15 protein-coding genes are annotated in these 20,645 nt (G+C 60.2%); 4 read left to right on the top strand and 11 right to left on the bottom strand.

The window, feature by feature from the left end; translation table 11 throughout:
* Positions 1 to 34: 34 nt before the first annotated feature.
* Entirely contained in the window at positions 35 to 1,348 is a 1,314-nt protein-coding gene (locus G6N83_RS09680) for an ABC transporter substrate-binding protein (RefSeq protein ID WP_165141562.1), read from the bottom strand.
* Between the two features lie 255 nt (positions 1,349 to 1,603).
* Here G6N83_RS09680 and G6N83_RS09675 point away from each other — a divergent pair, with 255 nt between their 5' ends.
* Entirely contained in the window at positions 1,604 to 2,632 is a 1,029-nt protein-coding gene (locus G6N83_RS09675) for a LacI family DNA-binding transcriptional regulator (protein ID WP_165141560.1), read from the top strand.
* A gap of 67 nt (positions 2,633 to 2,699) precedes the next feature.
* Here the strand turns inward: G6N83_RS09675 and G6N83_RS09670 are convergent, their stop codons facing one another.
* The 4 genes from G6N83_RS09670 to G6N83_RS09655 all read right to left on the bottom strand — a co-directional run bounded on the left by G6N83_RS09670 (position 2,700) and on the right by G6N83_RS09655 (position 10,129).
* On the bottom strand, positions 2,700 to 7,691 hold the full coding sequence (locus tag G6N83_RS09670) for an ExeM/NucH family extracellular endonuclease (protein ID WP_241246175.1): 4,992 nt from the start codon (positions 7,689 to 7,691) through the stop codon (positions 2,700 to 2,702).
* A 162-nt stretch (positions 7,692 to 7,853) separates the two neighbouring features.
* Positions 7,854 to 8,240: a 50S ribosomal protein L7/L12 gene (gene rplL / locus G6N83_RS09665; protein WP_165141558.1), complete on the bottom strand. Its 387-nt coding sequence runs from the start codon at positions 8,238 to 8,240 to the stop codon at positions 7,854 to 7,856.
* A gap of 45 nt (positions 8,241 to 8,285) precedes the next feature.
* Positions 8,286 to 8,801 (bottom strand): 50S ribosomal protein L10, encoded by a 516-nt coding sequence (gene rplJ / locus G6N83_RS09660; RefSeq protein WP_165141556.1) that lies wholly within the window; start codon positions 8,799 to 8,801, stop codon positions 8,286 to 8,288.
* Positions 8,802 to 9,151: 350 nt separating this feature from the next.
* A complete protein-coding gene (locus tag G6N83_RS09655) occupies positions 9,152 to 10,129 on the bottom strand; it encodes a type IV toxin-antitoxin system AbiEi family antitoxin domain-containing protein (protein ID WP_165141554.1) in 978 nt (325 codons plus the stop codon).
* A 203-nt stretch (positions 10,130 to 10,332) separates the two neighbouring features.
* Here G6N83_RS09655 and G6N83_RS09650 point away from each other — a divergent pair, with 203 nt between their 5' ends.
* The 3 genes from G6N83_RS09650 (at position 10,333) to G6N83_RS09640 (ending at position 13,369) form a co-directional block, all read left to right on the top strand.
* Positions 10,333 to 11,019, top strand: a complete 687-nt coding sequence (locus G6N83_RS09650) for a YqaJ viral recombinase family protein (RefSeq protein WP_165141552.1) — start codon at positions 10,333 to 10,335, stop codon at positions 11,017 to 11,019.
* Between the two features lie 143 nt (positions 11,020 to 11,162).
* Positions 11,163 to 12,872 carry an MDR family MFS transporter gene (locus G6N83_RS09645; protein WP_241246173.1) on the top strand — a complete coding sequence of 570 codons (1,710 nt, stop codon included), beginning with the start codon at positions 11,163 to 11,165 and terminating at the stop codon, positions 12,870 to 12,872.
* Complete coding sequence (locus tag G6N83_RS09640; RefSeq protein ID WP_241246170.1) at positions 12,869 to 13,369, top strand: MarR family winged helix-turn-helix transcriptional regulator; 501 nt, start codon at positions 12,869 to 12,871, stop codon at positions 13,367 to 13,369. Before G6N83_RS09645 ends, G6N83_RS09640 begins: the two co-directional genes overlap by 4 nt.
* Before the next feature lie 44 nt (positions 13,370 to 13,413).
* On the opposite strand, the gene G6N83_RS09635 is transcribed toward G6N83_RS09640, so the two are convergent.
* From G6N83_RS09635 to G6N83_RS09610, 6 genes are all read right to left on the bottom strand, one after another.
* Positions 13,414 to 14,880, bottom strand: coding sequence for a glycoside hydrolase family 5 protein (locus tag G6N83_RS09635; protein WP_165141550.1), 1,467 nt, complete (start codon positions 14,878 to 14,880; stop codon positions 13,414 to 13,416).
* A 69-nt stretch (positions 14,881 to 14,949) separates the two neighbouring features.
* On the bottom strand, positions 14,950 to 16,587 hold the full coding sequence (locus G6N83_RS09630; protein ID WP_165141548.1) for an FAD-dependent oxidoreductase: 1,638 nt from the start codon (positions 16,585 to 16,587) through the stop codon (positions 14,950 to 14,952).
* The gene (locus tag G6N83_RS09625) at positions 16,584 to 17,648 is read right to left on the bottom strand and encodes a LacI family DNA-binding transcriptional regulator (RefSeq protein WP_165141546.1); all 1,065 of its coding nucleotides are present in this window, start codon (positions 17,646 to 17,648) and stop codon (positions 16,584 to 16,586) included. Before G6N83_RS09625 ends, G6N83_RS09630 begins: the two co-directional genes overlap by 4 nt.
* Entirely contained in the window at positions 17,645 to 18,703 is a 1,059-nt protein-coding gene (locus G6N83_RS09620) for an ABC transporter ATP-binding protein (RefSeq protein WP_165141544.1), read from the bottom strand. Before G6N83_RS09620 ends, G6N83_RS09625 begins: the two co-directional genes overlap by 4 nt.
* Entirely contained in the window at positions 18,700 to 19,743 is a 1,044-nt protein-coding gene (locus G6N83_RS09615; protein ID WP_206535803.1) for an ABC transporter ATP-binding protein, read from the bottom strand. The genes G6N83_RS09620 and G6N83_RS09615 overlap by 4 nt, the downstream gene beginning before the upstream one ends.
* The gene (locus G6N83_RS09610) at positions 19,740 to 20,645 is read right to left on the bottom strand and encodes an ABC transporter permease (protein WP_165141542.1); all 906 of its coding nucleotides are present in this window, start codon (positions 20,643 to 20,645) and stop codon (positions 19,740 to 19,742) included. The genes G6N83_RS09615 and G6N83_RS09610 overlap by 4 nt, the downstream gene beginning before the upstream one ends.

The following is a 20,645-nucleotide window of genomic DNA, read 5'->3' as shown; positions in this document are numbered from 1 at the left end:
CTTCATCTCTATGAAGCAGCCCCGTTTCATCGCGCTAGCTGGGCCAGCCAGACTCGATCTGCTCGGTGACGTCTGCCACTGAGCTACCGCTAATCCACGAGACCATTCCCTTCCAGAATGTTCCGGCACCGACAGCGCCAGGCATTAGGTCGGAAGCGTCGAAGCGGAACGTCGTGTTCGGGTCCTGCAGAATCTCGATCGACTGCGAAAGGATGCCTGAAGAGGCATTGGCCGAGTCGAGACCGTTGTTGGCCGAGATCACGCCGCCGAGAGAAACTCGGTTGTTTGCCCACTCAGGGCTCGAGAGGTACTCCTGCACCTGCACCGTGTCAGCATCGCTGTTGAAGGCTCCGACAATTTCGCCGCCACCTGTAACTGCCGTGGCACCGGCTTCTTCACCCGGCATGATGAAGGCCCAGACGTCGCCATCTTCAGCGACTGTGCCACCGGCATCCTGAATGAATCCATCAAAGAACGATGCCTGGTGGTGAAGGGCGCAATCGCCACTCACCAGAGCGGTCGCCGGGTCTCCGAATTCGGTCGAGTTGATCGACTGAACATCGCCGAACCCCGCATTGACATAGTCACCGTTCAGAAGAATCTCGCCGGCCGAGTTGAACGCGTCAACGATCGGAGCATCCGTGAACTTCACGTCGTTCGTCACCCACTGGTCGTAGACGTCGGGGCCGGATTGGCGAAGTACGTAGTCTTCGATCCAGTCTGTTCCCGGCCATCCGGTCGCGTCTCCCGACCCGAAACCAGCGCACCAGGGCGACTTGCCTGTTTTCTCTTGAATCGTTTGAGTCAACGTCATCAAGTCGTCGAGCGTTTCGGGTACTTCCACGCCCCATTCGGCAAACTTCGCCGGCTGATACCAGATGAAGCCCTTGACGCTGGCCATGAGGGGTGCGCCGTAAAGCGTGCCATCCACAGTGCCGTACGCCGCCCAGTCCTCGCTCCAGTACTCCGAAACATTCGCGGCCACACTGTCAGGAGCCGGTGCGAGATAGTCACGGCTTGCGAGGTCTGCCAACAGACCCGGCTGCGGGAATATCGCGATATCGGGCGGGTTACCGCCCTGAGCACGAATTCCGATCTGGGATTCGAATTCTTTGGATGATTCGTACTCGATAGTGATGCCCGAAGACTCCTCGAAGTCTTTCCACGACTCTTGCAGCAGTTCAGCTTCAGTATCCGCGATTGTTCCGTAGATCGTTACGGTGTTGTCGCTGTCGCCACCGCCACTTGATCCACCCCCACTGTCCCCCGAACAACCGGCCAGGGCGAGGCCTGCAACACCCATCAGTGCGATGGGTGCGACCAGGCGACGACGCTGTGTAAACACCATGTGCTTCCTCCTCTTTGAGTACACGAGCGATTCATAAACCGCACATCGGATTCGCTCAGGAACCGATTCCAGGCAAAGCTACCTCGCAACACAGAAAGACACAACGTTGCTCTAGATCACAACTTGATAAACACGGGCATGGGAGCGCTCTCGGTACCGGGTCGAGTCGTGTGGAACCGGTTGCGTGTTTCGCTTTTCACCAGTACTGTGAGCGACAACTGCCATCGGCCTATCACTGGAGAAAGCGCTGAGATCATGAGCGGGATCACTGATGTCGCTGTGCGCGCGGGCGTGTCGAAGTCAACAGCCAGCCGGGCTCTCAGCGGTGCGGGTTATGTCTCCCCTGATACCCGCGAACGCGTGATCGCGGCTGCCGCTGCTCTCGGATACGTGCCCTCGACGAGCGCTGTGAGTCTTGCAACCGGGCGCACTCGCAATATCGGCGTGATCATGCCATATGCGAACCGTTGGTTCTTCGCAGAAGTGCTCGAAGGAATTCAATCAACGCTCTTGAGCGAAGGCTTCGACCTCACGCTCTACGACGCGAAACCCGGTACCGTCGAGCGCGCCAGGGTCTTCGATGACTTTTTAGCACGCAAGCGATTTGACGGACTCATAGCTGTCGGGCTCGAGCCAGTGCACGACGAGTTAGAGCGTCTTGTCGCGATCGGAAGACCCATTGTGAGCGTCGTGGGCAAAGACGAAGAGACGAGCGGCGTCGCGATAGACGATGTACGTGCCGCCCAGCGTGCAACCGAGCACCTTATTGCGCTTGGTCATCGAAGCATTGTCTTCCTGGGTGCCGGCGATCCTCATAGCTGGGCACACGTCGACCGCGCCCGTCTGCGCGGCTACGAGATGTCGATGAAAGATGCAGGCTTGGCCGATGCGATCCGCCATGTCCCCTCGGAGGTGACGCTGCCAGGTGGTTACTCGTCCGCGGTTAATCTTTTGAGCGATGCCAGCCGTCCGACTGGAATTGTCGCTGTCTGCGACGAAGTGGCAATCGGGGCAATCATCGCTGCACGGCGCCTCGGAATAACTGTGCCGACCGCGCTGAGCGTCGTGGGAATCGACGACCATGAGTACGCCGAGATGTTCTCGCTGACAACCCTGGAACAGGTGCCCCGAGAGCAGGGCGCGCGCGCTGCTCGGCTGCTACTCGATCAGATCACCCATCCTGATCTCCCCGCGGTGTTCGAGCGACTGCCGGCGCGACTCATCGTGCGCAATTCCACCGCCGCGATTGATCCGACCGCGTCTGCCATCACAGCCTCGGTGTAGCAGCGGGCCGGGCGGAGGACAGCAAAAGGCCCCGCCGCGAGGACGGGGCCTTTTGCTGTGTTGTGTTCTACGCGCGACGCGTTGCGACAACGCGCGCTGTCAGGCCGAGGCCTAGCAGCAGCATGATTGCAAGCAGCAACCCACCGGTCTGGCTGAAGTCGCCACCGGTCGTGGCAAGCGCGCTCTTGCTCTCGATCGTGATGGCTTGCCAACCGATGACATTGCCATCAGCGTCAAGCACGACGAGTCGATGATCACCGGTCATACCCGCGGGGAGCTGCACTGTGACAGTTCCCGCGGTCGAGACCTGCAGCCATCCATTGCCGTTGATATCCATCAGCTGCTGCGGTGTGGAGTGAAGCCACACCGTGACCCACTCGCCGGCGTACTTGGTGCCGACGTTCACCGTCACCATGCCGCCAGGCACCAGTTCACCCGATTCGATGCTGATCTCGCCCGAGAGTGCGGCTGTGAGTTCCGCATCTGTCGCAGGAGTCGGCATTGTCGTCGGCTGCTCGTTGCCGCCGGTACTGGGTAGTCCGGTGCCGGGATCGGTTGGATCGGTGGGGTCGGTGGGGTCGGTGGGTTCGGTGGGTTCGGTGGGGTCGGTGGGCACTGTTGCCCCGGTCACGGTCAGCGGCACCGAGATCTGCGTCCCACTATCCGTCGCGACAAGACTCAGAACACTCTCCCCCACGGCCGATTCCGGAACAGTGAACTCCACCGTCGCCACACCACCAGTAACCGTGAACGGTGCAAACACCGTGTCACCAATGGATGCTTCCAACACCGTGTTCTCCGGGCTCCCCAGCGACGTCAGATTGATACCCGACACCCGCAACGACACCGTGTCACCAACCTTCACCGTCTCAGGAACACCCGTGATCTCAGCACTCCGGCTCGCGAAATCAGGCTCAAGCCCCGGGTTCTCTTCCAGATACGAAATCCACGCATCCCGGTCAATCAAACCGGAGTCCTTCGTATCCGCGCCCTCTGCCAACACGGTGAAGTTGTCGCCACCCTGCAGCAAGAAGCTGAACGAACCCACACGGTACTCACCCGCCGGATCAATCGGTTCCCCATCAATCCACACACCCGTGATGTGCTCACCCCGCGGCGCGGACTTGTCATACGTATACCGAACGTTGTCCGACAAACCCAACGCAAGATACGAACGACTCGCACCCTCCGGCTGCCACTGCTGCTCAAGAACCGCCTTGAACTGCGCACCCGTCAAAGTCGTCGTCCACAAGTTGTTCACGAACGGCAACACCGCATTCGCTTCCGCATACGTGATCGCACCGTCTTCGCCATAGAGAAGATCAGAACGCAAACCACCAGGGTTCACCATCCCAATCTCCGCACCACCACGATCCGCACTCGACAAGCTCGACACCAACGAATCCGCAACAAGGTTCCCCAACGTCGACTGCGACGCACGATCATCACGCTTCGCCCCCGTCCAGACACCGTCAACGTACGACCCTTCCGTGAACGCCGTCGTGATATCAGCGGCGACCGAGCCCTTGACCTGCTCGCCGATAACAGCGGCCTTGTCGAGAGCATCGTTCACAATCGTCGACACCTCAGCAACCCGCGGATACGTCGCGATCAGATCAGCGTCCGCCGTCTTTGACCGTGCCACGTTCTTCGCCTCGTACGCCTCAACATCGCCCGTGACCGGATCAACCTCGAGCACAACCTGACCAATGTTCTCGCCATAGCTACCCGTCTGAACCACCGGACGCGTGCCCTCAGAACCCGGAATCGGACCATCCCACGCATACTGCTTATGCGTGTGACCGGTGAAGATCGCATCCACCGACGCCGAAGTCTTCGTCACGATATCCGCAAACGCACCACCCGCCGCGATCTCTTGCTCGATCGTCGCGTTCTCCGCAACACCATCGGTAGAACCCTCGTGATACTCAGCGATGATGACATCCGCCGTGCCCTCAAGCTCAGCCGCAACACGGTTAACGGCCTCGACAGGATCCCCAAACGTCAATCCCGAAATCCCACCAGGCGACACCAAAGCCGGCGTCTCCTCAGTAATCGCACCAATGACAGCAACAGTCAGACCATCCACCTCGAACAAGGCGTACTCATCCATGATCGGATCACCCGACGCGTCATACACATTCGCCGCCAAATACGAGAAATCAGCCTCATCCGACACCCGACCCGTCAGATCACCAACACCCTTATCGAACTCGTGATTACCCACAGCAGACGCCGCAAGACCCAAAGCGTTCAACACATCCAACGTCGGCTGATCATCAGCAGACGACGACGCGAACAACGACGCCCCAATATTGTCACCCGCAGACAAGAACAACGTGTTCTCATCGCCATACTCCGCACGCAACTGCTCAATCGTGCCCGCAAACTTCACCGTATTCGCATCGATACGACCATGAAAATCATTGATATTCAACAAGTTGAGCTCGACAGTAGCGTCAGCTGCATCGAGGTCGAGACCGACAACGACGGGGTCGTGATCGCTGGAGCGATACGGTGACTTGTCATAGAAGATGGTCGCGTTGTAGTTGTAGCGACTGTACTCAAGAGCGATCGACTCACCAGAGTTGATGTTCCAGATGTCGACGCCGGTCACCATGTCATCCGCAGCCGAAGAGGCCAGGATGTGGTCCAGTGATCCGCTCTGGCCGCTGAAAGAGTAGGTGTACTTGTCTGTCTTCGAGCCCTGGTCGACGTATCCCGCTTCGTAGAAGACCTGCATCGGATCTTCTTGCGTATAGGAGTTGAAGTCACCGATGAGGAAGACGTCGTCGGTACCAACCTCAAGCTGAAGCTCAGCAGAGAAGTCGACGAGCGCTTCAGCCTGCGCAACTCGCGCCGCGTTCGATGCGCCCTGACCGTCGCCCTGGTCAGCGTTTTCGCCTTCACCCGAACCCTTCGACTTGAAGTGGTTCACGATCGCGAGGAATGTGTCATCTTCGGTACCACCGACAGGCTTGAATGCCTGAGCGAGTGGGTAGCGCGCATTGCTGAAAGCAGCGTCATCGTCGATGACTGAGTCGCCGACGGGCTCGACAACAGCCTTCTTATAGATGAATGCGGTACGAATCACGTCTTCGCCCGTGGGAACTGCGTCGGGCGTGCGTGCGTAGTCCCACACGTCGCTACCAGCATCATCGTTGAGCGCGCCCACGAGTTCGGCCACAGCCGAGTCGCGGTCTTCGCCGGCGATGGTCGAGTTCTCGATCTCTTCGAGCGAGACAACCTCAGCGTCCAGGCCGTTGATCGCCGAGACGATCTTCGCCTGCTGGCGCGCAAGGTTCGCGTCATCTGCAGCGCCTCGAACTGCGGCGGTTCCGCTGCAGTTGTTGACGGTGACCTTGTTTCCGGCGCGGTCGTTGTAGTAAGAGCACGATGAGCCGAGCGCTACAGCATCCTCACCGGTCGTGGTGAAGTAGTTGAGCACGTTGAAACTTGCGATCTGGATATCACCACCGACGTCTGCGGGTGATGCGGTGCGCGTGTTTTCGAACGTCGCGGGCTGCACAGTTGACGCGTTGTCGGCCGTGAGGTGCTGGGTGGGCTGGAAGTTCCACCCGGAGTTGCGATATTCCACGATCACTGGCGCGGTGAAGCTCACTGCGGCACCCACGCGCACGGGGTCGGTAGTCGAAAGATACGGCAACGGGATGCTCTTGTTCGCCGAGGAGTTGAAATTGATCGATGCACCATCGTCGAGTGTCACCGCCCGAGCTGCGTTGTCGGTCACTGCGGCGTCATATTCCGCACTGCCGGGCTTCGCAATCTCGGTCGGCGTCATCAGGGGCGTCGTGCCCGACGCGAGGCCGATCGATGCGTAGTAGTTGGTGCTGTAAGTGTCGCTCACGGTGAAGTCGCCCTGGGGGGCTACGAGCATTCCCTCGAGAGTCTCGCGGGCTTCTTCGCTCTCAGGCCAGGCAACGTCGGCCGCTGAGACACCGGCAAAATCTTCGTCGAGCACTGTCACGTTGGCTGCCGAAGGCGAGATCTCAGTCGTACCGTTGTACTCGCTGACGGGGCCAGTGACCTCGACGTAGTCGCCGATATTCACCTTTGCGGTCGCCTGCGAGCCGTAGATAAACACAGCTTCAGACGCCGCGTGCGTCGCCATATCGAGCGCGCCACCGGTACCCGGTGTCTGTATGTAGAAACCGTTGAAACCGCCCGTAGGATACGCGGCTGTCACAACACCACGCGTCGTGACGGTCTGCCCGGCGAGCGGACTCGCAGCACCGGTGCCCTGAATTTCCCTGATCGACGTCATTGTTGGCTCAGCCGGGGTCGTCGGCTCCGGCGATGCGGTTGCGGTGGGTTCCGGTGACGCGGTTTCCGTCGGCTCCGGGGACGGTTCGCTCGAACCTGACGACGCCTGTGGCGTCACTGTGGTCGCGACGGTGATGTCGGCGGCATTGTTGTCGCTGTCACCGAAGTTCGTGCGAACGAGCGAATTGGGAGTCGGGTTACCACCGGCGTCGGGACCAACCGCGGTTTCGTACGTGTTCGAGGAGCCATAGCCGATGAGATCGACGATATCCGCCGCTCCCACGTTTGAACCGACTGCGGGGCTGAGTGCAGAGGTCGTGTCAGCCAACCAGAGTGTGCCGTTCTGTCCACCCGGATTCACGGAGGTCCCCGTCAGGTCGGGAGTCGGCAGAGCCGCACCGTTCGCGCCGTTACTCCCCAACCCGATAAGGAAGTAGTCACCAGCGTCTATCGATCCTTCGAGTGTCAAGACGCCATTAGCCGCCCCGGTTCCGCCCGCTGAGCGATACTGCAGCGACCATCCGGAGAGGTCTTGAGCAACATCTCCCGCGTTGTAAAGCTCAACGAACTTGTTGGTGAACGGTGCGCCAGCACTCCCGCCCTTCAGGTAAGCCTCGTTGATGATGACGTCTGAGCCATCGGCTGCCATCGCTGGCAAAGGAAAGAGCATTCCCCCTGCGAGTGTGGCGCCGATGCCTACTGCAAGCACGCTACGCGAGCGCGACTGCTGTGAGCTGAACATGAATCTCCCGATGATTTCCTCGACACGAACCATCAGAGGCTATGCGCCGGACAGCTACGCACTTTTGCCGAAAAATGTCGCTCGGGTGAACATCGGAGGAGAACTTTCTCATCTCGCTCTCATCTACGGAGGTGAGGGGTCATAAAAAGAACCCCGGATGCCGAAGCATCCGGGGTTCTTTTTAAGAGAACGAGATTACTTGAGGGTAACCGTCGCGCCAGCCTCTTCGAGGGTGGCCTTTGCCTTCTCGGCGGTCTCCTTGTTGGCGCCTTCGAGGACGGGCTTGGGAGCACCGTCGACGACAGCCTTTGCCTCACCGAGGCCGAGCGAGGTGAGCTCGCGAACGACCTTGATGACCTGGATCTTCTTGTCGCCAACCGACTCGAGGATGACGTCGAAGGAGTCCTTCTCTTCAACCTCTTCAGCTCCGGCTCCACCGGCGGCCGGAGCGGCAGCAACGGCGACGGGAGCGGCAGCGGTGACCTCGAAGGTCTCCTCGAACTTCTTCACGAACTCGCTGAGTTCGATGAGCGTGAGCTCCTTGAAGGCTTCGAGCAGCTCGTCAGTGCTGAGCTTTGCCATGTTGTATCTCCTTATTTGGGGTTTCGACTAGCCGCGGGCCGTAAATCAGGCTGCGGATTCCTGCTTTTCACGCAGCGCGTCGACCGTACGAACGGCCTTCGACAGCGGTGCATTGAACAGATAGGCAGCGCCAAACATCGAAGCCTTCATCGCACCGGCAAGCTTTGCCAGCAGGACTTCACGGCTTTCGAGGTCAGCGAGCTTGTTGACCTCTTCTGCGGAAAGTGCGGCACCGTCGAAGTAGCCGCCCTTGATAACCAGAAGAGGGTGTGCCTTGGCGAAGGCGCGCAAGCCCTTTGCGACGGCGACAGGGTCACCGTGCACGAAAGCAATAGCCGACGGACCCTTAAGGTCGTCGTCCAGACCCGAGATGCCAGCCTTTTCAGCGGCAATCTTGGTCAGCGTGTTCTTCACCACGGCGTATTCCGCGTCCTGACGAATGTTGTTGCGTAGCTCTTTGAGCTCGGCAACCGTCAGACCGCGGTACTCGGTCAGCAGAACAGCGGTCGAGTCCTCGAAGTTCTTCGTGAGCTCGGCAACCGTTGCATCCTTCTGCGCCATGGCCACTCCTTGTGTGTACGTGACACCCCGCGGAGGCGGAGCGCCGCCGGAGACACTGGCACCGCAATAAGAAAAGCTCCGGCGCAAGCGCACGGAGCTTCGGTTCCCGTTGAGGAAATTCGTTCGTGATGCCTGCGCGGGCCCCTGCATTGCAGAGCTTCGATTGGAGCCTGATTTCTCAGGCGCCAATGACCAGCGGTCTTCGGATACGCCAATAGTACCCCATCGACACGCCACACCGAAACCAACCGCTGAGTGCACGGCATCCTGTCTAGTGAACGACTTCCGACCGCAGCGATCTCGCTCACTCGGCGGCAGCCCGCGGTCTCGAGGGCACTTGCCTCGCAGCGCTAGTTCGGAAAGATATGGAAACTAGAAAGCCGTTGCGCCAGATCTTGTGGAGTTCGGATGTGCTCATGGCCCCAGCGTGCGAATTTTCGCTGAGTTGCGCCGCGGATCCAGTCTTCCCGGGATTTCTCCGCCAGCAAGACCTGCTCAATGGTTCGCCCCGAGCGCATCGCTTCATCCAGATACTTGTCTTTGCCATCAAATTCGCCAAATGCTTCTTTTCCCAGTTCAAAGTCGAGATAGTACGAACCACCCCCGGGTGCGGCAACAGGTACCTGCAGCCGCACATTCACGAAGCCGAGACGCGCAAGCTGCACTCGACTCACGCTTTCGCCCGGAAGTTGCGCCCTGCCATCGCAGAATTCGACGACTCTCCTTGCTGAACGGATGCCGCGAACACCCGTTGCTGCCGCGCGAGTGATCATTTTGCTGCGCCACTTTTCGGCCTCAATTTCGTCGTACAGATTCCCCGCCAGAGCCACGCTGCGTAGGGCCGCGTCGGCGCTAGCGGTAGCGGCTTCAACGTTGAGAGTGCAAGCGAGATCGAAGACGGTTCGCTCCAAGCTCGTGCACCGATGACCGAAGCGGACGACGACATCCGCCGCATCCACGTCAGCCACGTGACGCATCACGTCCGGAGACGAAGAGATGCGTACGTCCGGCCCGACGGTGAGGTGCACCCGCGGTGTGGGCACCCGATAGAGCGGTAGCCCATGCAATACAGCCGCGGAGGAGTGAGAGGCAACAACAGCCTCGCTGTTACTCGCACGCAGGACAGCAAGTGTGTGCAGCAGGTGGCGCGACTCCGGCCATAATTCGCGCCAAAGCGTTCCAGTGACATAAATACCGCGCCGCACCCGATGCAAGGCGCCCTCTGCCACTGCTGCCCGGATACTTCGTTCACTCCATCCCGCGTCACGCAGCGTGCTCCACATGACAAGGGCAGTCTCAATCTTGGATCTCGCCAGATGTCGCGGCATCTGCCAACTCTCTCTGAGCGCATTTCACTCGCGCCCATTCGACTGTCTTTCTGTTGAGCACCTTATTTTCACTCCCGCATGTGGAGAGGTGCCGAGCGCGCGGCTTCACGACGAAGACACGGCCTGTCTTCAACGCCATGCCGTTCTTTCGACGCGACGGCGTGCGTTCGGCGCAATCCGGAAGTCACGGTTAGCCTCGAATAGTGACACCCGAACTCGCCGCACGTATCGTCGCGGATTCCCGCGACCGTGTCGCCTGGATTCGGGCTCGCTCGCGCGGGATCACCGCGACAGATGTAGCGGGTCTCACTACCGAGAAATCAATCCAACGGGCAGCAGACGCGAAGCTCATGGGCTCCGGGTTTTCAGGAAATGCGTACACCGATCATGGCCGCCGCCGTGAGCCTGAGATCGCCTCGTGGGTTGCCGCTACTCACGGCATTGTCCCGTCATCCGCGCTGTTTCACGCCGAGATCGAAAAACGCCATCTCGCAACACCCGATGGCGTCGGGTTAGACAGCCAAGGACGGATTATCTTGGCGGAGATCAAGACGACGAATAAAGCGTGGCGCTCAATCCCTCGTCCCTACCTTCGTCAGGTGTGGTGGCAACAGCACGTGCTCGGCGCCGAGCGCACTCTCGTCGCCTGGGAGCAGCACGCTGACTTTGTTCCGATTGACGACGAGCCCCGGTGTGCTTGGGTCGACCGCGACGACGCCGAGATCGCCAAGCTTGTGGAACTCGCAACAAGCCTGATCGACGAGCTCCACCACCGAACGATGGGAACTCGTGCGCGGATGCCGCAACCCGTCGCACCGGTTGCAACCAGTGCGATCAAGACACCCTCCGCGTCTCGCGACCTCTTCCGCGCACTCGCACTTGGCGACTAGTCGCTGAGGCCCCCGCGTCACACGCGACGGCGCAAACCACATCCGTTTAGTTGACCCGAGTCAACCAAACGGATGTATAGTTGATTTCAGTCAACTATCTGCGCCAGTGTCGTCGCGCCTACACATCTTCAGGAAGTCATTGCATGGCCACTTCACTTGACGCGACAGCCGCTAGCGGATCAGCCCCCGCGATGTCGCACCGGAAAGTCCTCGAAGCACTGTCGGGCCTGCTGCTCGGCATGTTCGTCTCGATGCTTGCATCCACTGTCGTATCCTCGTCACTCCCCGTCATCATCCATGACCTCGAGGGGAATCAAGCGGCGTATACCTGGGTCGTGACGGCGACTCTTCTGACCACCGCGATCTCCACGCCGGTGTGGGGAAAGCTTGCCGACCTGTTTAATCGCAAGCTGCTCATCCAGATCGCGATCGTGATCTTTGTTCTCGCGACGGCTGCCGCCGGATTCTCGCAAGACACCACGACACTGATCGCCTTCCGCGCGATCCAGGGCCTCGGCGCAGGTGGACTGGCCGCCCTCAGTCAGGTCATCATGGCCGACATCATCAGCCCGCGCGAGCGCGGCCGCTACATGGGATTGTTCGGTGCGGTACTCGCCGTCGCCACGGTCGGCGGCCCGCTTCTCGGTGGGGTGATCACCGACACGTGGGGATGGCGTTGGAACTTCTTTGTCGCGCTTCCCTTCGCAGTCCTCGCACTCATCATCCTGCAGCGGACGCTGCACATTCCGGCACGCGCTCGACGCAAGGTCCACATCGACTACGTCGGCATCGTGCTGCTCGCATCCGCCGTCTCGCTCCTGCTGATTTGGATAACGATCGCGGGAGACAGCTTCGAATGGTGGAGTCTGCAAAGCGCCCTCATGGTGGGCGGCGCCCTTCTCGCCGCCATACTCTTCGTCATCGTCGAGCTGCGCGCACGCGAGCCGCTCATCCCCTTGACCCTGTTTCGGAACCGCACCTTCAGCCTCGCCGTCATCGCATCGATTGCCACCGGAATTGCGATGTTCGGAGCATCCGTCTATTTGAGCCAGTACATGCAGTTGGCGCGCGGTGCAACACCGACGGAGGCGGGCCTCATGACGATTCCGATGATCGCAGGACTTCTCCTCGCGTCGGTTGGAGTCGGTGCGTTGATCACCCGCACCGGAAAATGGAAGCCGTTCTTGATCGTGGGCGCTGTGTCGCTCATCGCCGGCGCCTCGCTTCTGTCGACGATTCACTACGACACGAACTTCGTACTCGTCTCGGTGTACATGTTTCTCCTCGGCGCCGGAGTCGGCATGACCATGCAGAATCTCGTTCTCATCGTGCAAAACACCTCGAACCCGAACGAAATCGGTGTCGCCAGCTCTGGAGTCACGTTCTTCCGGAGTCTGGGCGGCACAATCGGCGTCTCAGTGATGGGGGCAGCGCTCGCGTCGAGCGTGACCTCGCTTGTGGCAGATCGCACCAAAGAGATAAGCGCAGCAATCGCTGGTCTCGGCGACAGCGGAACCGCAGTCGCCGCGCAGTTGCAGTCCGGCACCATTCCCGCCGTGGCATCCCTGCCCGACACAGTGCGCGTGATCTTTGAAGACATTTACGCGCAGGGTATCTCGCACTCGTTTCTGATCGCGGTTCCTTTCGCGATCGCCAGCCTCATCGCGATCATCTTCATTCCAAACAAGCCGCTGACGCGCATGACGACAAGTGAGCGAATCGCTGCCAGCGAAGCTGACCTTGCCACGGTTTCTGTCAGCGAAGGTATGGATACGCTTGGTGCATCCGCATCACCCGAAACGGATGCACCAACCACCCCCATAACCACCCGCACCCGAGGAGACCAGCGTTGACGACTGACCCGGCGGCGCCCGACCCGCGCACTCAAGCGGTGCGGGTGCTCGAAGCCGAGATGGGCGAGCTGATCGTCCGATTTCGCACGGTTATTCGCGAAGCTGCCGAACGCTTCTCGCCCGGTATGCACCCCGGCGCATACAAGATGTTCACGATGATCGCTCGCCGCGGGCCGTTGACGTCGTCAGCACTGGCCGAGCGGTCAGGTATCGATAAGGGCTTGCTCAGCAGAACTGTACGGCAGCTCGAAGACCTCGGTTTGATCGAACGAACACCAGACCCGGATGACGGGCGCTCGAGCCTTTTGAGTGCATCGCCTGAAGGGCGCGCTCGACTCGAGGCAACGCGCGGAACACGCAGTTCTCATCTTGCCGAGTCGCTCGACACGTGGTCGGTTGAGAACATTCAAAAACTCGCAGTGCTGTTACACGCACTCTCCACGGGAGAAGAGCCGGCCGCGTTCGAAGATCTCGCGACACCCAGCGAAGAACAGTGAGCGAGGCTGTGCAGCGCTCACACCAGCGCTGCACAGCCTCATCTTCAGTCGTGAATGGCAAGCTCGTAGACTCGAGCGATCTTCACTTCCGTCGTTGATGCGGATGGGTTGCTCACCGTGAGGCGTACGCCGTCAACGTCAGCGATCCCCACAGCCACTTCGCGCGCGCTCGACGTATTTCCGGTGATTGCCGCGACCTGTTGCCACCCGGCCGTGGTGTGGACGTCCACGGTGAAATCAACGAGTACGACACCGCTCCCACCGGTGTAGCCGCTATAGATACCCACCGACGACACGTACTGCGCCGCATCCAGGGACACCGTGGCCGTCGGCGCGGTGTCGCCCGTCGCCGACAACCAACGCCCGGCATTGGTGCAGTCCCCATCCGTGAGGTTTTCACCGCCATACGCTGTGCTGTATTGCGAAGACACTTGAACTGAGGCGCCAACCGCGTCATGCGAAGAGCATGGAGATCCATTCGGCTCGCCCGCCAACCAGTCCTTGATGAACTGGCCCTGATATTCCCCACCCAGCAAGTTCCAGTCGTAGTCGAACATCTGCGGCTTCCAGAAGTTGTCGAGTATCCACGCCTGCCAACCAATCGAGGGGTGCGCATCGAGGTATTCGCGAAACGGCACTCCCCAGCTCGTTGTAGTTCCCGCGGTGATGCTGTCGGAGAACTCCCCCGGCGGGTTCCAGCCGAATTCGGTTATGACGACCGCAAGTTGGTTGGCCGCATTGCCGAATTTGCTGTCGAGCAGGGCAGTCGTGGGTGAGCCCTGATTGGGATAGATGTGGAACACGTACGCGGTGTTGTCATCTTCGATCGGGTTGGTCAACGCACCGTTCAGCATCGTGCTCCACTGCGGCGACCCCATCAATATCAGCGTGTCCGGAGCATCCTCTCGAATACTGTCGACAACAGGCTGGATGTAGTCCTTCCACGTATCCCAATTCGCCGGATTGATCGGCTCATTGAACACTTCAAAGATCACGTTGTCAACGCCGCCGTAGATCGGTGCGACATAGTCCCAGAACCGCGACACCGTCGATCGCGGCACCCCGCCGGCAGCATCGCCGTAGTCTCGCACCAGATGCAGATCGATGATGAGGTAAACCCCGAGCTCAACGGCCTGCTCGACATAGGGCGCGATGTACTCAGCGTCGTACGCTGCGAGGTCCGTTGTCGCTCCGATTTCGGTTACTGGCAACCTCACGACCCCGGAACCCCACTCCGCCGCAAGCTCGATCAACTCTGACGTGGGACGGGAATCGCAGTATGTGCACAGGTCGTTTTGTTCCGGAGCGAGCACAGATACACCCTGTAATGTCACCTCCTCACCGTCTGCGTTCGTGATCCAGTTGCCGTCAACGTGAAGCGCGGGCAACTCGGCTGGCGCTTCATCTTCGTCAGCGCTCGCGACAGCAGGCATACTCACCGCTATCAGCGCTGTCGCGGCGAGTGCCGCGAGTATGACGCGGATGCGTCTCGGGCGATGGGATAGTTTCATATTCTTTCCCTTTCCAGTGTGCGTTGTTGCACTGCGCTGACGGCATCGTTGCCGCCGGCCCGCTCGGTCCTAACCGACCGAGACACTATCTTTCGACTCTTGCGCGTCCTGTGGCACATAGTGATGAGTGCGGACGACTTCGGGCCACTGCAGAGTGATCCCCAGACGAGCGGTGAGCACGTGTTGATAGTCGAGAAGAAGTCTGCGGTCCGCGCGCACAGCGCGCGGCGGACACCCTCGCTCGAGCGCAAATGCCGCGAGAGCGCCGACTGCTTCGCCGATGCTCCACTCCACGGGGTGAAGTCGATAGCACCCGTTCGTAATGTGAGTAGATCCGATATTTTTCGCGGCAGGAAGCAGGTTGTCTACCCGAACCGGCAGGAGCGCTCCGAGCGGGATCTGGAACGGGTACGACTCGATATCAACGTACGTTCGACCCGCCGTGCTCGGATGCAAATCAATACGGTAGTGACCGAGCCCCACGCTGTCGTCGAAAACTTCGCTCCCGGCTCCCGCACCCCGAGCTTCCACACCGACGTGTTGCTCCACGACGCGAAACTCGGTGAGTGCACGTCGCGACTCGCGCACGTACACAGCCTTGGCGTATCCGTCATCTGTTCCTGTGATATCACCACGTAGCCGCAGGCCGCGGTAACCGTGGCCACCATCTTCGCGAGGCGCCTCCGTCTGCATCCAGTACAGAAAGGATGCCGACAATTCTCTGCTGGCGTGGAGTGCACGCTGGGCTGAGACCTCGTCGACGCCGAGAAGCGGCGCCTCCCAGTAGTCGATCTGTGGCCAGTTTACGAGCGAGACATCAGAATCGATCGTTCCATTACGGAAGTTCTCCGCAGCTAGAATCCTGCGGAACCGCCACAGGTCGAACGATGCGTGAGGCGTGGGCCTCGACTGGAATATGGGCCTCGTGCGCACCGCGAGTCCGATGGGTTCAACATCGGTCCACGACAGCTGCGGTCCGGGCCAAAACGGATCGACGTGTGTGCGCCAATGATCGTAGCGTTTGGGTTTGTCACCGACGTGGTCCTCGCCAGACCTGTACTCAAGCGCGAAGCACCACGACACGGCTTGCTGATCAAGAGGGTTCGCGACTTCCGGGGCGTGCAGCTCTCCAGTGTCGTCGCGCCCTTCTGCTCCGATGACGTGTTCGATGTGGCCGAGCTCCAGCAGGTCGCCGAGTTCAGTCGCATCGACGATGATCGGAGCCGCTAACGTTCGCTCGACACCGTTGATGTCACGCACCGTGACAGATCGCACGAGGTCGCCAGCGATCTCGACGTGCACGGGGCGATGCTGTAGCAACACCTCGAGGTGCCCTGATGCCCGCCAAGGCGCGAGCATCTCATCGATTACAGCCACGGCGACCCTGGGCTCGTGGCAGAGCCTGCTTACCACTCCGAGCCCCGGATTGAGAGCTGGGTCGGATGCCGCAGATGTCGTCAGCGGATAGTTTCTGCGGTAGTAGTCCCGCACGCGTCGCCGAAAATCGGCATAGCTAGGAGAGGTCTGGGGCCCTTCCATCCATGCATTCTCATCAGGTGGCACCGCCTGGCTTGTGAGTTGTCCGCCGAGCCAATCGGTTTCTTCGGTCATGATGACACGGCGACCGAGTCGAAGGGCTGCAAGAGCTGCAGCGACCCCTCCGGTGCCGCCACCGATCACGAGCAGGTCTGGTGTCGTTTGACTCATGCGTCTCTCTCATTTCGTGCAGCTGCAATGGTTTCGCCGTGCACGGCGTCGCACGCGACGAGCACGCTCTCACGCGGTCCGGCCGGGTCCTCGACCATCGCAATAAGGCGGTCGACAGCGATCGTGCCAATTTCTTTGCGCGGAATACGAAGATCGCTCCACGGCACTCCCGCGCCGCTCGTGTCTTCGAGCACCGCCACCGAGACATCGCGCGGAATGCTGACGCCTCGTCGGGTCAACTCCGCGTGCAGTAAAACCGCAAGCCCTTCCGACTCGACGACCGCCGCGGTCGCTCGCCCGCTCACGAGATCTTCGAGAACTGAATCGGGAAGGTCTCTTTCTCCGCTGGTGAAGCCCGGCGAATCATCGCGCAGGCGTAACCTCTCAACGGCCTCCCGGTAGCCTGAGCGCCGGTCGTCGTAGGGCTCACCTTCGATGGGCGAGCGCACATACACAATCGATCGGTGTCCGTTGTCGTACAGGCGACGCACGATCTCGGCTGCAGCGCCCCAATAGTCCGGAACGACACACGGAAAAGGCGCGCCAGCGACTTCACGGCGTCCGATGTGAATGAAGGGGTAGCCGTCTCGCCATAGCCGTGCCAGCTCATCGCGATCAGGGCTCATACCCAGGAGCACGCTGCCATCGGCAATCGTCAGGCGATTGGTTTCTTCTCGATATATTCGCCGTGCCCCAGCACCGTCTCCTGTCGAGCTGAAGAGCACGAGATCATGACCGGTCTGTTCTGCACGCTGCTCGATCCCGAGCAGAAACTCGAAATAGAAGGATTCCCTCGGATTAGGAAAGAGCGGTTCGAAAGTGTGCACGCCAAGCAACTGCGTGCGCTTCCCGCGGAGATTTCTGGCAACAGGGTTCGGCACATAACCTAGCGCCGCAATCGCCTCCTGAATGCGCTTACGGGTCTCCTCCGGAATGCGTGAAACGGACGGGTCTCCGCTAATTACGCGAGAAACCGCTGACTGCGACACTCCTGCCAGACGTGCAACGTCTGACTGTCGAGCAGCACGCGCACGAGGCTCTCTCGGCGTGATATCGGTCATCGGGTTTCCTTACGTCGGCGAGAAATCAACTCGGTCATCGAATGCTCACTGAGCTCGTCAGCACGGCCGGCATCGTGGAGCCAGCAATCCGCCCACCGACCCGAATCGAGCTGAACTCGCGGCGGCGCGGTTGTGAGACATTGCTCCATCGCTAGCGGGCATCGCGGATGAAACCGGCAACCCGATGGCGGATCGATCAGACTCGGCGGCTCGCCCAGTTCGTCAGCTGCCGCGAAAATCTCATCTCTGTCAACAGTCGTGTCTCGGTGCGGATCCGGCGAAGACTCGACGAGCAATTTGGTATACGGATGCTGCGGGCGAGAGATGATCTCATCTTTCGGCCCCGCTTCCACCATTTGTCCGGCGTACATCACGACGATGTCATCGCAGAGGTACCTCGCGCTCGCGATGTCGTGAGTAATGTAGAGCATCGCGAGGCCGTCTTCACGGCAGAGCTCGTTGAGTAGATTCAACATTTCGAGCCTGATCGAGACATCAAGCATTGAAATTGGTTCGTCACCGAGCAACACGCGCGGTCCTACCGCTAGCGCACGCGCGATGACAACACGCTGGCGCTGACCTCCAGAAAGTTCGTGCGGGAACTTGTCGAGGAACTCTCTCGCCGGGCTCAAGCTCACGCGCTCCAACAACGTGATCATGCGAGCCTCACGCTCCGCCCGTGAGAGTTTTTCATGGTGAAGGCTCAGCGCGCGTTCAAGATTGTGTCGCACGCGATGCAGAGAATTAAGCGAACCGAACGGATCTTGGAAGATCAGCTGCACATCTTTTCGATACTGCTTTTGCACAGAGCGCCCGTCAGAAACCGTGTTTCCATCGAGAAGGATCTCGCCGGATGTGGGTTCGTAGAACCGCGCAAGCAGACGGGCCAGGGTCGTCTTCCCGCTGCCGCTCTCACCGACGACTGCCGTGATCCGGCCAGGCACTAACCGAATACTGGCGTTTTCGACCGCGCGAACAGTCGCAGAACTTCCGACCGAGTTGGTGACCGTGAAGTGTTTTGAAACTCCGGCCGCTTCCAGAACCGCGTGTGTCATGAGCTGATCTCCTCATCGTGAAGATGGCACGCGACGGCGCGCGAGTCGTGCAAGGTAAGTAGCGGAAGCTCGGTCCGGCACCGATCCATCACTGCCGGACAACGGTCGGCAAACGCGCAGCCCGGAGGCAGCGCACGCAGATCAGGCGGAGTTCCCGGAATCCCTTCGAGCCTGCTCACCGGAGCATGCAGTGGCGGGAAGGAATCCCGCAGGCCGCGGGTGTAAGGATGAAGCGGCGAGCGGTAGATCGCGGCTGCGGATGCCAACTCGACTATCCGGCCCGCGTACATCACCGCGATGCGGTCGGCGAGTTCGAGAAGCAACGAAAGATCGTGCGTCACGAAGACAACCGCGAAGCCGAACTCATGTCGAAGTCGCAGTACCTGCGCAAGAATCTGGCGCTGCATTACGACGTCCACTGCTGTCGTCGGCTCGTCCATCACGATGAGCTCTGGTCGGCAAGCCAGTGCGAGCGCAATGGTCGCGCGCTGGCGCATTCCGCCGGAGAGCTCGTGCGGATAGCTGCGTACACGGTCAGCCGAGATACCCACGAGCGCAAGCAGACGGCGAGCTTCCTCCCACGCACCGGCCTTACTCAGCGAACGATCGTGCTCACGCAGAACATCGACAAACTGAGCGCCCACCCGCATAACCGGGTTGAGGGCATCCATGGCACTTTGCAAGACGATCGACAGTCGAGTCCAGCGCAGCTTTCGAAGCTCCTTCGGCGGCAGCGTAACGAGGTCGATCGCTTCGCCGCCCTCTCGCGGCCGGTACAGGATGCTGCCAGCCGACGTCACGGCTGGAGCGCGCTGAAGTCTGGTCAGCGCCGTGATCAGCGTCGATTTGCCCGAGCCGGACTCGCCGACGACGCCGAGAATCTCGCCGCGCCGCAATGCAAAGGTCACATCGGTGCACGCACGCGTCGGTTCCCCTGCGGAGGCATACTCTACGCACAGTCCGTCAACCTGCAGAAGCACATCACGGTCAACGTCCACGTCGTGGATTCGCTGAAGGTTCACATCAGTGATCGTCATCATTTAGCTTCCGTAGCGAGGGCTGCACGTCGGGCAGCAGACGTGCGTTTGACGAGGGCACGTGAGGCCGATCGCATCTTGGGGTTGGCGAGCTCGTCGACCCCGAAATTGATGAGCGACGCAGCCGTTCCCACGAGTGCGATGCAAAGCCCTGGCGGGATGAGCCACCACCACAGTCCTCGCAGCACCGCGCTCTGCTGTTGCGCAGACTGAATCATCGTCCCCCAGCTGATCGCAGTGGAGTCTGAAACCCCCAAAAACGCAAGGCCCGCTTCTGCCATGACCGCCCCGATGAGTCCTCCGAGGAACATCGACGCGATCCAGCCATACAGGTGCGGCATGACTTCAGTGAAAATAACGCGTCGATGGGATTCGCCGAGCATGCGCATGGCCTGCACGAAGTCACGGCTGCTCACACTCATTGCTTGTGCGCGCAGCGTGCGGGCACCGCCTGCCCATCCGAAGACGCCGATGATGATGGCGATCATGACGAGACCTGTGCCCTGCAGGTAACCTGCGATCACGAAGATCAGGGGCAGAACCGGCATGACCAGGAACAGATTCGTCAGAAAGTTCAGCGAATGCCCGGTGATGCCATTGAAGTAGCCGGATGGCACCCCCACCACGATCGCAATGGCGGTACCGATAGTCGCCGCAAGAAAGCCGACGAACATCGAACCTCTCGCACCTTCAACGACCTGCGCAAGCACGTCTTGACCGAACTGGGTCGTGCCCAATAAGTGCTGCGCGCTCGGAGGTTGAGAGATCGCAGATATGTCGTTGGCTCGCGGGTTCAATCCGAAGATATCGAGGAAAAGCCCACCAAAGATCGCCAGCAACACGAAGAAGCCGAGCACGATGACGCCAAAGGTTACTTTTCCATTGCCGAAGAGGTGATACTTCAT

It is taken from the genome of Microbacterium endophyticum, from assembly GCF_011047135.1.
Classification (GTDB): Bacteria; Actinomycetota; Actinomycetes; order Actinomycetales; family Microbacteriaceae; genus Microbacterium; species Microbacterium endophyticum.
This window is presented reverse-complemented; position numbering and strand designations above follow the sequence as displayed.

Coding starts and splice junctions, on each gene's coding strand:
- G6N83_RS09680 (WP_165141562.1), bottom strand. CDS start 1,348: ATGGTGTTTACACAGCGTCGTCGCCTGGTCGCACCCATCGCACTGATG.
- G6N83_RS09675 (WP_165141560.1), top strand. CDS start 1,604: ATGAGCGGGATCACTGATGTCGCTGTGCGCGCGGGCGTGTCGAAGTCA.
- G6N83_RS09670 (WP_241246175.1), bottom strand. CDS start 7,691: ATGGTTCGTGTCGAGGAAATCATCGGGAGATTCATGTTCAGCTCACAG.
- rplL (WP_165141558.1), bottom strand. CDS start 8,240: ATGGCAAAGCTCAGCACTGACGAGCTGCTCGAAGCCTTCAAGGAGCTC.
- rplJ (WP_165141556.1), bottom strand. CDS start 8,801: ATGGCGCAGAAGGATGCAACGGTTGCCGAGCTCACGAAGAACTTCGAG.
- G6N83_RS09655 (WP_165141554.1), bottom strand. CDS start 10,129: ATGCCGCGACATCTGGCGAGATCCAAGATTGAGACTGCCCTTGTCATG.
- G6N83_RS09645 (WP_241246173.1), top strand. CDS start 11,163: ATGGCCACTTCACTTGACGCGACAGCCGCTAGCGGATCAGCCCCCGCG.
- G6N83_RS09635 (WP_165141550.1), bottom strand. CDS start 14,880: ATGAAACTATCCCATCGCCCGAGACGCATCCGCGTCATACTCGCGGCA.
- G6N83_RS09630 (WP_165141548.1), bottom strand. CDS start 16,587: ATGAGTCAAACGACACCAGACCTGCTCGTGATCGGTGGCGGCACCGGA.
- G6N83_RS09625 (WP_165141546.1), bottom strand. CDS start 17,648: ATGACCGATATCACGCCGAGAGAGCCTCGTGCGCGTGCTGCTCGACAG.
- G6N83_RS09620 (WP_165141544.1), bottom strand. CDS start 18,703: ATGACACACGCGGTTCTGGAAGCGGCCGGAGTTTCAAAACACTTCACG.
- G6N83_RS09615 (WP_206535803.1), bottom strand. CDS start 19,743: ATGATGACGATCACTGATGTGAACCTTCAGCGAATCCACGACGTGGAC.
- G6N83_RS09610 (WP_165141542.1), bottom strand. CDS start 20,645: ATGAAGTATCACCTCTTCGGCAATGGAAAAGTAACCTTTGGCGTCATC.